General features: G+C 66.1%; 9 protein-coding genes. 6 read left to right on the forward strand and 3 right to left on the reverse strand.

Features of this window, described 5'->3' with window-relative positions:
• The first annotated feature begins 31 nt into the window (after positions 1-31).
• Genes C8J39_RS10935 through C8J39_RS10955 form a run of 5 tightly spaced genes read left to right on the forward strand, consistent with a single transcriptional unit; the run spans position 32 to position 9,060 of the window.
• On the forward strand, positions 32-1,585 hold the full coding sequence (locus C8J39_RS10935; RefSeq protein ID WP_243649918.1) for a tryptophan halogenase family protein: 1,554 nt from the start codon (positions 32-34) through the stop codon (positions 1,583-1,585).
• Positions 1,582-3,384: an alpha-amylase family glycosyl hydrolase gene (locus tag C8J39_RS10940; protein ID WP_120300424.1), complete on the forward strand. Its 1,803-nt coding sequence runs from the start codon at positions 1,582-1,584 to the stop codon at positions 3,382-3,384. The genes C8J39_RS10935 and C8J39_RS10940 overlap by 4 nt, the downstream gene beginning before the upstream one ends.
• Positions 3,384-4,997 (forward strand): alpha-amylase family glycosyl hydrolase, encoded by a 1,614-nt coding sequence (locus tag C8J39_RS10945; protein ID WP_120300425.1) that lies wholly within the window; start codon positions 3,384-3,386, stop codon positions 4,995-4,997. The genes C8J39_RS10940 and C8J39_RS10945 overlap by 1 nt, the downstream gene beginning before the upstream one ends.
• On the forward strand, positions 4,994-6,526 hold the full coding sequence (locus C8J39_RS10950; protein ID WP_120300426.1) for a tryptophan halogenase family protein: 1,533 nt from the start codon (positions 4,994-4,996) through the stop codon (positions 6,524-6,526). The genes C8J39_RS10945 and C8J39_RS10950 overlap by 4 nt, the downstream gene beginning before the upstream one ends.
• Positions 6,523-9,060 carry a TIM-barrel domain-containing protein gene (locus tag C8J39_RS10955; RefSeq protein WP_120300427.1) on the forward strand — a complete coding sequence of 846 codons (2,538 nt, stop codon included), beginning with the start codon at positions 6,523-6,525 and terminating at the stop codon, positions 9,058-9,060. The genes C8J39_RS10950 and C8J39_RS10955 overlap by 4 nt, the downstream gene beginning before the upstream one ends.
• A gap of 439 nt (positions 9,061-9,499) precedes the next feature.
• Here the strand turns inward: C8J39_RS10955 and C8J39_RS10960 are convergent, their stop codons facing one another.
• From C8J39_RS10960 to C8J39_RS10975, 3 genes are all read right to left on the reverse strand, one after another.
• Positions 9,500-11,236, reverse strand: coding sequence for a flotillin family protein (locus tag C8J39_RS10960; RefSeq protein WP_243649920.1), 1,737 nt, complete (start codon positions 11,234-11,236; stop codon positions 9,500-9,502).
• A gap of 24 nt (positions 11,237-11,260) precedes the next feature.
• Positions 11,261-11,881, reverse strand: a complete 621-nt coding sequence (locus C8J39_RS10965) for an OB-fold-containig protein (RefSeq protein WP_056059325.1) — start codon at positions 11,879-11,881, stop codon at positions 11,261-11,263.
• Positions 11,882-12,262: 381 nt separating this feature from the next.
• On the reverse strand, positions 12,263-13,693 hold the full coding sequence (locus tag C8J39_RS10975; protein ID WP_120300428.1) for a glycosyltransferase: 1,431 nt from the start codon (positions 13,691-13,693) through the stop codon (positions 12,263-12,265).
• A 94-nt stretch (positions 13,694-13,787) separates the two neighbouring features.
• Between C8J39_RS10975 and C8J39_RS10980 the strand changes: the two genes are divergently transcribed.
• Positions 13,788-14,357, forward strand: a complete 570-nt coding sequence (locus C8J39_RS10980; RefSeq protein ID WP_120300429.1) for a cytochrome b — start codon at positions 13,788-13,790, stop codon at positions 14,355-14,357.
• Positions 14,358-14,604: the final 247 nt, after the last annotated feature.

Raw genomic sequence — 14,604 nt, forward strand, 5'->3', positions numbered from 1 at the left:
GCGGTTGACGCCGCCCCGCATTTGCCCCGCAATGGCGGCACCTGACGGTTTCGAAGCGGGGACGCGGACGATGGCCAATCACCCTTTGCGTATCGTGATCGCCGGTGGCGGCACCGCCGGCTGGATGGCGGCGGCGACGTTCGCGCGGTTCCTGGAGACGGGGTACGAGATCGACCTGATCGAGTCCGACGCGATCGGCACGGTCGGCGTCGGCGAGGCGACGATCCCGCAGATCCATCTGTTCAACGATGCGCTCGGGCTCGACGAGGATGCGTTCCTCCGCGCGACCGGGGGCACGTTCAAGCTCGGCATCGAGTTCGTCGACTGGTTCAAGCCGGGCCATCGCTACATGCACGCGTTCGGCGATGTCGGTCGCGATGTCGGCTTGCTGCCGTTCCACCAATATTGGCTGCGCGCGCGGTCGCTCGGGCTGGCCGGCGATCTCGGCGCCTATTCGCTCAACACGCATGCGGCGCTCGCCGAGCGGATGCAGCGCGGCCCTGCCCGTACCGCGCGGACGCTGCCGTCGATGCCGTACGCCTATCATTTCGACGCAGGGCTTTATGCGCGTTACCTGCGGCGCTATTCCGAGACGCGCGGCGTCAACCGGATCGAGGGCAAGATCGTCCGCGTCACCCGCGACGGCGAGAGCGGCGACGTCTCCGGCCTCGTGCTGGAGAACGGCACCACCGTTGCCGCCGACCTGTATATCGACTGCACCGGGTTTCGCGGGTTGCTGATCGAGGAGGCGCTCGCCACCGGGTACGAGGACTGGACGCACTGGCTGCCGTGCGACCGCGCGATCGCGGTGCCGTCGGCGCGCAGCGAAAAGTTCACGCCGTACACGCGCTCGACCGCGCATGCTGCCGGCTGGCAGTGGCGGATCCCGTTGCAGCACCGTATCGGCAACGGCGTCGTCTTCTCCAGCGCACACATGAGCGACGACGAGGCGACCGCAACCTTGCTCGCCGGGCTGGACACACCTGCAATGGCCGATCCGCGAACGATTTCGTTCCGCACGGGTCGTCGCAGGCAGATGTGGAACTCCAACGTCGTCGCGCTCGGGCTTGCCGCCGGGTTCATGGAGCCGCTCGAATCCACCAGCATCCATCTGATCCAGTCGGCAATCTCGCGACTGCTCAAGCTGCTGCCCGGCCGCGTCATCGCCGACGCCGATCGCACCGAGTTCAACCGCCAGAGCGACTTCGAATACGAACGCATCCGCGACTTCATCATCCTCCACTACAAGGCGACGGCGCGCGACGACACGCCGTTCTGGCGCCAGTGCCGCGACATGGCGGTGCCCGACACGCTCGCCGCGAAGATCGACCTGTGGCGCGGCAACGGACACATCGTCCGCGAGCATGAGGAGCTGTTTACCGAAGTCGGCTGGCTTCAGGTGCTGGCGGGACAAGGCATCATGCCGACGGGCCACCATCCATTGGCGGACGCGATATCGACGAGCGACCTGGGGGAATTCATGGACACGATCGACAAGCTGAACGCGCGCGAAGCAGGCCAGATGCAGGATCACGCGGCGTTCGTCGCGCAGCATTGTGCGTCACCGGCAGGGCTCGGCGCATGAGCATTTCCGCCGCCATCCTGCTCGCGCTGTCCAGCGCGGCAGCCGTACCACCCGCCGACTACCGCGCGCGTGCGCCGCAGGACGAGGTCATCTATTTCGTCCTGCCCGACCGGTTCGAGAATGCCGACCCGAGCAACGATCGCGGCGGGATCGCCGGCGATCGCCTCAAGACCGGCTATGATCCGACCGCGAAGGGCTTCTATCATGGCGGCGACCTGAAGGGCCTGACCAAGCGGCTCGACTATATCCAGCATCTCGGCGCGACCGCGATCTGGCTGGGGCCGATCTTCAAGAACAAGGCGGTGCAAGGCGCGCCGGGCCACGAATCCGCTGGCTATCACGGCTATTGGATCACCGACTTCACGCAGGTCGACCCGCATCTCGGCACCAATGCCGACATGACGGCGTTTGTCGATGCCGCCCACAAGCGCGGGATGAAGGTGTACATGGACATCATCATCAACCACACCGCCGACGTGATCCAGTACCGCGAATGCTTGGTCGGCATGCCCTGCCCGTACCGCGACCGCGCGACCTATCCGTACCAGCGCAGGGGGGGCGTCGGTGGCAAGGCGATCAATCCCGGGTTCGTCGGTGACGGCGTCCAGACCGCGGCGAACTTCGCCAGGCTGACCGACACGACCTACGCCTACACGCCGTACGTGCCCGCCGCCGAGCGGACCGTGAAGGTGCCGGCGTGGCTCAACGACCCGATCTATTACCATAATCGCGGCGACACGACTTTCATGAACGAGAGCTCGACGATGGGCGATTTCTCGGGCCTCGACGACATCATGACGGAGAACCCGCGCGTCGTGTCGGGCATGATCGACATCTTCGGATCGTGGATCAACCGGTTCAAGGTCGACGGCTTCCGCATCGATACCGCGCGCCATGTGAACCCCGAATTCTGGGCGCAGTTCGTGCCCGCGATGCTCACGCGGGCGCAGGCGAACGGCATCCCGAACTTCCACATCTTCGGCGAGGTCTCCGATCACGAGGTCCGCCCCGCGGTGCTCGCGCAGCACACGATCGTCGACAAGCTGCCCGCGGTGCTCGATTTCGCGTTCCGCCAGGCGGTGGTCGAGACGGTCGCGGGCACGCGCGGCACCGATGCGTTCGAGGCCTTGTTCGACGGCGACGTGCTGTATGCGAAGGGCGTCGATACCGCGGCGATCCTGCCGACCTTTACCGGCAACCACGACGATGGACGCTTCGCGACGTTCGTACGGAAGGCGTTCCCGCAGGCGTCCGACGACGAGGTCCTCAAGCGCGTCCTGCTGTCGAACGCGATGCTGCTGACCTTGCGCGGCGTGCCGACGATCTATTCGGGTGACGAACAGGGCTTCGTCGGCGACGGCAACGACCAGGACGCGCGCGAGGACATGTTCGCGTCGAAGGTCGCGATCTACAACGATAACCGGCTGCTCGGCACGACCAAGACGACCGCGACCGAGAGCTTTGGCGAGACCAATCCGTTGTTCCGCCAGATCGCGGAGCTTTCGAAGGTTCGCGTTGGGCATCCGGCTCTCACGCGGGGCCGGACGGTCATCCGCAGCCGTAGCGAAACGCCGGGACTGCTCGCCGTTTCGCGCTTCGATCCGACGACGGGTGTGGAAACCCTGCTCGCGTTCAACACCTCGGCCAAGCCGATCACGCGGGCGGTGCAGGTCAAGACCGGCTCCACCCGCTTCACTACGCTCGCCGGCACATGCGCGCCCCGCGCTGCCGCCCCCGGCAGTGTCACCATAACCCTGCCTGCGTTCGGCTACGCCGTCTGCGCCGCGGAGACTCGTTGATGCCTGCACGATTGCCTGAAACCGCCGCCGACCTTCCCTGGTGGAAGGGTGCGACGATCTACCAGATCTATCCGCGCAGTTTCGCGGACTCGAACGACGACGGGATCGGCGACCTGCCGGGTATCACCGCGCACCTCGACTATGTCGCGGCGCTGGGCGTCGACGCAGTGTGGCTGTCGCCGTTCTTCACCTCGCCGATGAAGGATTTCGGCTACGACGTGTCGGATTACCGAGACGTCGATCCGATTTTCGGCACGCTCGCCGATTTCGACGCGCTGATCGCCCGCGCGCATGCGTTGGGACTCAAGATCATCATCGATCAGGTCTATTCGCACACTTCGGAGGAGCATGACTGGTTCCGCCGGAGCCGCGCCGCGCGCAGCGGCGACAAGGCGGACTGGTATGTCTGGGCGGATGCCAAGCCCGACGGCACGCCGCCGTCGAACTGGCAGTCGGTGTTCGGCGGCCCCGCCTGGACCTGGGATGCCAGGCGCGGGCAATATTACATGCATAATTTCCTGAAGGATCAGCCGCAGCTCAACGGCCATAACCCCGCGGTGCAGGACGAGCTGATCGCAACCGCGCGGTTCTGGCTCGATCGCGGCGTCGACGGCTTCCGCCTCGATGCGATCAACTTCGCGATGCACGATCCGGCGCTGACCGACAATCCGCCCGCGCCCGCGACCAATCGCGCACGCACGCGGTCGTTCGATTTCCAGCAGAAGCTGTACAACCAGAGCCATCCGGACATCGTCGGCTTCATCGAGCGGATCCGCGCACTGCTCGACGAATACGGCGCCGGGTTCACGGTCGCCGAAGTCGGCGGCGACGACAGCGACCGCGAGATGAAGCTGTTTACCGGCGGCAATGGCCGGCTCAACAGCGCGTACGGATTCGACTTCCTGTACGCGGACCGGCTGACGCCCGAGCTGATCGTCGATGCGGTCGGCAACTGGCCCGACACGCCGGGTCTCGGCTGGCCGAGCTGGGCGTTCGAGAACCACGACGCGCCGCGCGCGGTGTCGCGCTGGACCACGCCCGACCAGCGCGAGGCGTTCGCGCGGATGAAGATCCTGCTGCTCGTCGCGCTGCGCGGCAACATCTTCCTGTACCAGGGCGAGGAGCTCGGCCTGACGCAGGTCGACATAGCGTTCGACGACCTGCTCGATCCGGAGGCGATCGCGAACTGGCCGCTGACCTTGTCGCGAGACGGCGCACGTACGCCGATGCCTTGGATCGGCGCGGCGCCCGATCTCGGGTTCGGCAGCACCGAGCCCTGGCTGCCGTTCGGCGAGGATCACCGCGCGATCGCGATCGATGCGCAGGAAGCGGACGCGACGTCGCTGCTGCACTGGACACGGGCGCTTATCGCCGCGCGAAAGGCGCATCCAGCGCTGCGGCTTGGGAGCCTGCGGATCGTCCACAGCGACGATGCGGTGATCGCGTTCGAACGGGAGTCCGGCGACGAGACGCTGCTCTGCGTGTTCAATCTCGGCGACGAAGCGCGTGATTGGCCGACCGGCATTGCCACCGATGGCGACATGCTGTTCGCAACCGATCGTGCCGACACGACGACGCTGCCGCCGCTGTCCGGGCTGGTGTTGCGGCGGTGATCGACGGGCTCGGCCAGCACATCGTCATCCTCGGCGGCGGCACCGCCGGGTGGATGACCGCGTGCCTGATCGCGCATCGCTGGCGGGATCGCGGCGTCCGCGTGACCTTGGTCGAAAGCCCGGAGATCGGCATCGTCGGCGTCGGCGAAGGGTCGACACCGCAGCTGAAGCATTTCTTCGACACGCTCGACATCAAAGAGGCGGAGTGGATGTCGGCGTGCGATGCGACCTACAAGCTCGGGATCGGCTTCGATGGCTGGTCCGACCGCGAGGGGCATGAGCGCTATTTCCACCCCTTCCCCACCGCGCTCGACGGCCATACCGCACCGCAATTCTTCTACAACTCGCGGGCACGCCGCACCGGGCGTAATGTCGACGCGCATCCCGACCAGTTCCTGCTCCCCGCCCGCCTGGCCGCCGCACACCGCGCGCCGCAGCCCGCCGCGAACTTCCCGTTCGAGGTCAGCTACGGCTATCACTTCGACGCGTATAAGGTCGGCGCGTTCCTCGCCGCGCACGCGACCGAGACGCTGGGCGTCGTCCATCTCCAGCGCCGGATCGCCAGCGTCGAGCGTGCCTTGACCGGCGAAATCACCGCACTGATCGATACCGACGGCGGACGCATCGCCGGCGACTTCTTCATCGACGCGAGCGGATTTCGCAGCACGATCTTCGGTGCGCTGGACGTGCCGTTCGTCAGCTACGCCGACGCACTGTTCAACGACCGCGCGGTAGTGATGCCGACCGCGCATAATACCGGCGCACCGATCCCCAGTCAGACGCGCGCTACTGCGCTGTCGGCAGGCTGGGCGTGGCACATCCCGCTGACCAGCCGAAACGGCAACGGCTATGTCTATTCCAGCCGCCACCTGACCGAAGCACAGGCCGAGGCTGAACTGCGCGCGCATATCGGCGCCGAGGCCGGCGGAGCGCGCCATCTCAAGATGCGCGTCGGCCGGGTTCGCGACAGCTGGTCGCACAACGCACTCGCGGTCGGGCTGGCACAAGGCTTCCTCGAGCCGCTCGAAGCGACCGCACTGCATCTCGTCATTGCCACCGTTGAAGCGTTCCTCGACATGGTCGATCACGGCGGCGCGACCGACGCCGTCCGCACCGCGTTCAACACGCGCATCGCAGCGCGCTACGACGGCGTCCGCGACTACATCGTCGCGCATTATCGGCTGAACCAGCGCCACGACGACCCGACCGGCTATTGGGCGGAAGCGCGGGGCGTGGACGTCCTGTCCGATGACCTTAAGATGCTGATGTCCACCTGGTTCACCGGCGCCGACATTGTCGCCGCGATCGATCGCGCCGGGCTCGGCCGCTATTACTCGGCGACCAGCTGGCACTGCCTGTTCGCGGGCTACGGCACTTTTCCCGATGCCGCGCGGCTGATCCCGCCCGGCGCCGACATCGATCCCATCGACCTGCCGAAGATCGACGATTTCCTGACCCGTTGCGCATCGAATTTCCGGTCGCACGCCTCTCGCCTCCGCGCCGCCGCGGACCACAAGGATCACGTATGAAACGCATCGCCCTCCTGCTCGCCGCCACCGCTGGCGTTTGCAGCGTCCCCGTCTACGCGCAGACGCCCGCAGCGGCCGCCGCACCCGCGCCCACATTGACGCCACGGAGCGACGGTATCGACGTCCATGTCGGCACGACCACCACGCGGATCACCGCGATGACCGACGGTCTGGTCCGCGTCCGCGTCGACAAGAACGGCCTGTTCCCTGAGGACGCCAGCTGGGCCGTCCCCGCCGCGATCCGCCGCCAGAAGATCGCCGTCACCGCGGCCCCCGATGGCTTCACCACCGCCAGCGTCCGCGTCCGCGTCGGTGCCGGCGGCGCGATCACCTTCGAGACGCTCGACGGCAAGATCATCTCCGCCGACGCCGCGCCGGTTGCGACCGACGGCAAGGCGTTCGCGATCGCGAAGACGCTGCCGATCGCCGAGCATTTCTACGGCCTTGGTGACAAGACGCAGGGGCTCGACCGGCGCGGCCACGGCTTCGTCGACTGGAACACCGACGCGTTCGGGTTCAGCAGCGCGGACGATCCGATCTACAAGTCGATCCCTTTCTTCATCGGCACCGGTGGCGCTGGCGGCAGCTACGGCATCCTGCTCGACAATACGTTCCGCACCTGGTTCGACTTCGGCCACCGCGATGCCGAGACGCTCTCGTTCGGCGGTCCCGACGGCCCGATCGACTATTACTTCATCGCCGGCCCATCGATGGCGGAAGTCACGCGCCGCTATGCCGACCTGACCGGCCACGCGCCGCTCGCCCCAAAATGGGCGCTCGGCTATCAGCAGTCGCGCTACAGCTATGGCAGCGCCGACGAGGTTCGCCAGATCGCCGCCCGCCTGCGCAGCGACCGCGTACCGACCGACGTGATCTGGCTCGACATCGGCTATCAGGATCGCAACCGGCCGTTCACCACCGACGCCAAGACCTTCCCCGACTTGCCCAAGCTCGCCACCGAGATGAAGGCAGACGGGATCAAGCTGGTCGCGATCACCGACCTCCACATCGCCGCGGTCGAGCAGGGTTACGCGCCCTACCAGAGCGGCATGAAGGCCGACGCGTTCATCAAGAACGCCGATGGCAGCCCCTATGTCGCACCGGTGTGGCCCGGCCCGTCGGTGTTCCCGGACTTCACGAAGACCGCCGCCAGGACCTGGTGGGGCACGCAATATAAGGGCTTCCTCGACGCCGGGATCGCGGGGTTCTGGAACGACATGAACGAGCCGGCGATCTTCGAGACGCCGACCAAGACGATGCCGCTCGACACCCGTCACCGCATCGATAGCGACGATTTCGCCGCGCGGATCACCGATCACCGCGAGGCGCACAACGTCTACGGCATGCAGAATACGCGCGCCACGTACGACGGCCTGCTCAAGCTGCGCCCCGACGAGCGCCCGTTCGTGATGACCCGCGCGAGCTATGCCGGCGGGCAGCGTTATGCCGTCACCTGGACCGGCGACAACAGCGCGACCTGGGATCACCTAAAGCTGTCGGTGCAGCAGATCATCAACCTCGGCCTGTCGGGCTTCGGCTACAGCGCCGCCGACGTCAGCGGCTTTGCGGGCGGCCCGAGCCCCGACCTGCTCACGCGCTGGACCGAGATCGGTGCGTTCACGCCGGTGTTCCGCAACCATTCGGCGACCGGCACGCCGCGCGTCGAGCCGTGGGTCGACGGCCCCGACCACCTTGCGATCCGCCGCCGGTTCATCGAGGAACGCTATCGCCTGATGCCGTATTTCTACGCGCTGGCGGACCAGAACGCGCGGTTCGGCGATCCGATCATGCGGCCGGTGTTCTACGACTACCCGGCCGCCGCGACCGCCTCGTGCGATCAGTCGATGGCGTTCACGCTCGGCAAGTCGCTGCTGATCGCGCCGCCGCCCAAGCCGGAATCGCCGCAGACCTACGATGTCTGCCTGCCCGCTGGTGGTTGGTATGATTACTGGACCGGTCAGCGCGTCGGCACGCCCGAGCCCGCCGCCGCCGGCCCGATCCAGTCGGCGACGCAGGCGGTGCCGACCGCGCGCACGCTCGGCGACCGCGTGACGGAGACGCCCCGTCTCGATCGCCTGCCCGTGTTCGTCCGCGCCGGTACGATCCTGCCCCGGCAGCCCCTGGTCCAGAGCACGAGCGAAACCCCGAACGGCCCGCTGCGCCTGGACGTCTATCCCGGCGCGGATTGCCTCGGCACGCTGTACGAAGACGACGGCCGCACGCTGGCGTACACCCGCCGCGGCTATTTCCGCCAGACGGTGCGCTGCACGATTACGCCCACTGGCCTGTCGATCGACTTCGCCAAGCCCGAGGGGAACTTCAAGCCGTGGTGGAAGACCATCGCTGTCACCGTCCACGGCTGGGACGGCGCCGGCACTGCCAGCGTAAAGGGTAAGCAGACCAACATCGTTCAAGACTCGGCTGCCGGAACGTCGACCTTGGTCGTTCCGCCGATGAATATCGCCGGCGCGGTACACTTGGAAGGACGGCAGGTGGCGATCGGACAAGCGCCGAAGACCATTTCACTAAGGTGATTGCGATTAGCAGTTCGCTATGAACGGCCGGCGTGTCGAAGAGGTGGGCATCAAAGTTTTCGACGTCCCACACATCGATAACGCCGGCAGCCGGCAGCGTACTTTGAGCACGCCACGACGACCTCATTGCCCACCGGCGGCTAGGCACGCTCGACGGCTCGTACGATATACTCACTCGACCGCCAGACTATGCCGTGTTGCGAGCCGGATCGGGAAGATCACCCGGTAGCCCCCTAGTCGGGAAGACCCATAGGTCGAGTGATCGACGCTGGGTGGACCGTAGTTGCCAGCGAACGATAGCTTAAGCCCGCGGTTAGCGAGGATGGCGTTCCAATGGAATATCCCGCCTCGCCCCAAAATTATCGCGATTGAAAATCCATTTCCGAACCTAGCGGCGCATAGATCGATTTCGCGGGATCTTGCGACCGCACCTACCCGATCAGGCCGGAGGCTTGCCCGATCCGCCGTTGAGTGCAGCGGGATGTTTGTGGGCATCGGTGGCGGAAGCTCGGGCTGGCGCTGCGTCAGCGCTGCTTCCGGCGAGCATGCCGTTCAACGAACTGCCGGTCATCCCCAGTTCCGCCATCAGTCCGTCGATCAGCGGGCCACCGACGCGGTAGCGCATCGCGGCCGCCACCGCGGCATCGGCGAGATTGCCCTGACCGCCGCCGGACGCGCCGTCGCTGCCGCCGTCACCGTGTAGCCCTCGGGCATCGAGGATGCTGATCTTGTCGATGTTTTCCATCGGCTTGCTCGCGGCAGCGATGATCGCGGGCAGGGCTTCGAGCATCGCGCGCCGGATCAGCAGCGCGGTCTGCGCATCGCTCAACAGGTTGGTCGCCTCGTTGAGCGATGCCTGACCTGCCGCGTCGACCTTGAACGCCGCCTCGCGCCCTTCGGCACGCGCCTTTTCGGCGTCGGCTTCGGCAGTCGCTTCGGTGCGCAGGGCGCTCGCGCGAGCCTCTGCCGCTTCCTTCTCGGCGGTCGCGGCGACGGTTATGCCGACGGCCTCTTCCTGCGCGCGCTGGGTGGCGGCGATCACGGCGACGTTCTTGTTGCGGTTGGCGATTTCGGTCGCCTTGGCGGTGGCGACGCTTTCCTCGGCGCGGACGGCGAGCGCGCGGGCCTCGTTGGCGGCGGCGGTCGCGGTCGATTCCTCTTCGGACTTCTGCGCGGTCTGCACAGCCGTCGTGATGCGAGCGATCTCGATGGTGCGGTCGCGCTCGATCGTTGCGGTCTGGATCGCGCCGTCGCGGGCGATCGTCGCGGTCTGGATCACCTTGTCGGCTTCGGTCTGCGCGACGGTCTGCGCCTGGCTGGCGGTGATGCGGGCGATCTCGGCGAGACGGGTCTGCTCGGCTTCGGCGGTGGCGATCGCGGTCGCCTGCTCGGCGCGACGGGCGGACAGCGTCTGCTCCTGCGTCAGCCGGGCCTGTTCCGCGGCCTGCGCGATTTCGAGCGACTGGTTGTTGGCGTCGAGGTTACGCTGCTCGATCTCGACGCGGTTGGTGGCGACGATGTCGTTGCGGATCTTCTTGCGCTCCTCGATCGTCCGCGTGAGCACGGTCAGCCCCTCGGCATCGAATGCGTTGTTCTCGTTGAAATGCTCGAACGCGGTCTGATCGAAATGCGTGATGCTGACCGATTCGAGCTGAAAGCCGTTCATGTCCAGATCGGTCATCAGCGCCTCCTGCACCTTCTGGATGAAGTCGGCGCGGTTGGCGTGGAGGTGCTCCATCGTCATCGTCGCGGCGACCGATCGCAGCGCGGAGACGAGCTTGCCGTCGAGCAGCGACTTCACCGCATCGGGGCTATTGACCGAATCGCCGAGCGTCTGTGCAGCGGCGGCGATCGACTCCGCGTCGGGTTTCACCTTGATATGGAACAGCCCGACGACGTCGACACGCAGTTTGTCGAGCGTGATAAGCGCATCCTTGTTAAGGCGCGACACCTCCAGCTTCACGGTCGTCAGGCGGACCTGCATCAATTCGTGGAGCACTGGGATGACCATGATGCCGCCGTTGAGCACCACCTTCTCGCCGCCGAAGCCGGTGCGGATCAGCGCCACGTCCTTGGTCGCGCGGCGGTAGAGCCGGGTTAGGATGATGCCGATCACCACCAGTGCGAACAGCACGATACCGGCGTAGATCAGGACGTTCAGAAGCTGTGCGGGCATGAAACCCTCCCCGGTTATGCGTGGTTAGATCGACCGCAGAAGCGTGTTGGCTTCGGGCAGTGCGTAGAAGAGTTTGCCGTCCCGGCGGACGATCAGCGCGGTCTCGCCGGCGGCGATCGTGTCGGTGTCGTCGTGCGGCTCGACCATGATGAAATGCGCCTGGCCGTGCTGGTCGACGATCTTCGCGCGGGCGGGCGATCCGCGGCGGGCGGTACCTTCGAGGATCGTACCGCGGCGCCGGAGGAAGTCGTCGGTCGAGATCACGCTGGTCTCGAAGCCGGGCATGATCCGGGCGAGGCCGTTGGCGGCGAGCGTGTTGAGCAGGCTGCCGGCGATCAATGCGCCGCCCGAGGCGAGGCCCCAGTGCAGCGGGGCGCCGGCCAGCGCGGTCGCGCCCTGCTGGATGGCAATCCCGGCCAGCGTGAAGCAGCCAAGCAGTGAGGTCAGCCAGATCAGGATCGGCAGTTCATGGCCGAGCCCGAGCCAGTCGAGCACGCTGCCGCCATCCGCTTCGGCATGGACGTCCGCGTGGAGATCGAGATGACCGAGCCCAAGGCCGATCGCCTCGATCAGCCCGATCCCGATCATCACGACGAACGCGATCGCGAACGGCGCGTAAGCCGGCGTCAGGAAGATCGCGAACATAGGCCGTAGCGCAGGTGAGGACTCGGGTTCTGCATCGACGAACGCGTAGCGGACAGACGACAACGCTTCGTTACGAAACGCCGGCCGATCCGGTCTTTGCACTCCATGCGTCGATGCCCCCCGGACCGAGGCTAGCTCTACGCCGAGGCGTTCGCAACGCGGGCTAAGCGAAAACCGGCCCAGGTTCAGACGATCGCAAGCCTGCTCGGCAACCTGACCTGGGTTATCGTGGGCTTGCTGGTCGCCGGGCTGCTCGGTTAGAAACTGTTCGGCCGTTCGACCGAAGTCTCGGATGATGCGGCATGATCAGCTCCGGCAGAGCAGTGTTTCCCACTTGACCTCGTCCGTGGGCGTAGTCGTCGGACACCGCCGGCTTCTCCGTCAAGCGCGCTGCTCAAGCGCGGTCCGGGTCTGTGCGCTCCAGGTCTGACCGCCGCGCAGAAAGGCGTACCAGCCATAGATCGCGCCCGCGTGACGGAACAGCTGGAAGCTGAACGGTTCGGCGATCGCGGCGACGATCGCGGGGCCGAGGTTCAAACCTTCGCGCTGCCCGGTCCAGCGTTTGTAGATGCGGAGCGACCAGAGGTGGAAGCTCAGGTCGATCGCGATCTTGGCGATCATCACGAGCAGGATCGGGAAGGCGAGCGTGTAGCGACCGGTGACGACGAGCCCGATCAACACGGCAAAGGCTGCCAGCCCGTAGATCGGCTGCACCGTATCGAGCGCCTTCACCGGGAGCATCCGCGTACCCAGCCGCCCGTAACGCGCGTTGCCGACCATGTCCCGGTTCCAGTGCTGCGTCTGCAGGAAGCCGCCGAACCAGCGCTGGCGCTGCTTCAGGAACGCGGGGATGCTGGCCGGCGCATCGGTTCGGGCCAATGCGCCACCGACGACCAGCACCGTCCAGCGCAGTCCGACGTCGTGGGCATGGCGGTGCAGCCGGTGGATCAGTTCGTAATCCTCGACCATGCAATCGGGATCGAAACCCCCGACCGTCAGCACCGCGTCGCGCCGGAACGCCGCGAAGGCGCCCGATATCAGCAACAGTCCGTCGATCCGCATCCACGCGTCGCGCGACAGGAAGTTGCGGACATATTCGTAGGACTGGAACCACTCGAATATCCGACCGCTCAGGTTTGGACCGCAGATCGGCGCCAGGACTCCGGTGGCCGCCACCAACTCGGGCTCCGCTGCAAAGGCGGCACGCATCGCCGCAATCGAGCCGGGCTCGATCAACGTATCGGCATCCACGGTCAGCACCACGTCCGTCGCGATCCGCTCAAGCGCGGCGTTGAGCGCGCGCGCCTTGCCGGCGTGCGGCAGGCGGAGCCACTGAAGCCGCGTGTGCCCAATCTCGATCTCGACGAGGCCCCCGAGGGGCGGCGTCGGCAACGCATAGCCCGCTGCCATGGCGGACGGCGTATCGTCGCTCGATCCGTCGTCGGCGATCAGGATCGCCTCGGGTGGCTGGTCCTGGGCAAGGAGCCGGTCGATAGCCAGCCGAATCACGCCTGCCTCGTTATGTGCGGCGACGATCACGCCGAAGCTTGGTTGCACGCCGCTCGGGGCCGGCGTCGCAGTCTTCGCCAGGTTACGGATCTGCCAGGCCGTGAACACGAGCAGCGCCGTGTCGTACAGGATGTACGCGATCCCCACCGACCATATGGCAAGCCCCTGGCGCAGAAATGCCTGCGCGATCAGCACGACGAACACCAGCGGGGCGGCCAAGTTGATCAGCCGGCTGGCCAATGGGATCGGCCGTGGCGACAGACGCGGCGACTGTGCGGTAAAGATAGCCGAGAGGGATTGCATCGACCAACGCCTAACGCCGGCTCGATGAACGCGCTATTGCAGAGTGCGTCGATGATCGGGAATCGGCGCGAGGTGGTGGAGCGGATTGCAGCGGATGAATACCAAATACACGGGCGTCGCCATCGCCTTCCACTGGCTGGTCGCGGTGGGGATCGTCATCAACTTGACCCTGCCCTGGCTCTGGCCACATCTTGCCGACGACCGCGTGCGCCCCGCGATCGACCTGCACAAGTCGATCGGGATCACCATCCTCGGCCTAGCGATCATGCGCCTGCTCTGGCGGCTGACGCATCGGCCTCCCGAGATGCCCAGCGGTTATCAGAAATGGGAAATCGGCGCGGCTCATGTGACCCACTGGCTGCTGTACGCGCTGATCTTTGCGATGCCGCTGACGGGCTGGATCATGGACTCGGCGTACAAGGATGCGGCGACCCACCCGATGTTCCTGTTCGGACTGTTCGAATGGCCGCGGATCGGCACGATATTGACCCTGCCGCCCGCCACGCGCGACGCCGTCCACGATGGTTTCGGCGCCTCGCACGTCTACCTGTCCTACCTGCTCTATACTCTGGTCGCGTTTCACATCGGCGGCGCGCTCAAGCATGAATGGATCGACCGACACCGCGAACTGCGCCGCATGATGCCAGTTTGGCGACGACTCTGACAGGAGGCTGCGAAACAGACGCCTCGCAACGATACTTGCCATACCTATTGGGCGGACATTCACGGCCTAGATTTCCGCTCGCGAAGGGCGTGATGGGAGAAAAGATGGTGTATCGCGGCGGCTGCATTTCGACAGCAGATGAGATTTGCAGCCCCTTCACGTACGATGCCTGGATCGGGGTCGACCTGACCTCGTGCATCGAGGGAAGGAGTGAGAGCGATGACGCATTTCGTGGGTCTGGACGTCT

Source organism: Sphingomonas sp. PP-CC-1A-547, from assembly GCF_003610375.1.
Taxonomy (GTDB): domain Bacteria; phylum Pseudomonadota; class Alphaproteobacteria; order Sphingomonadales; family Sphingomonadaceae; genus Sphingomonas.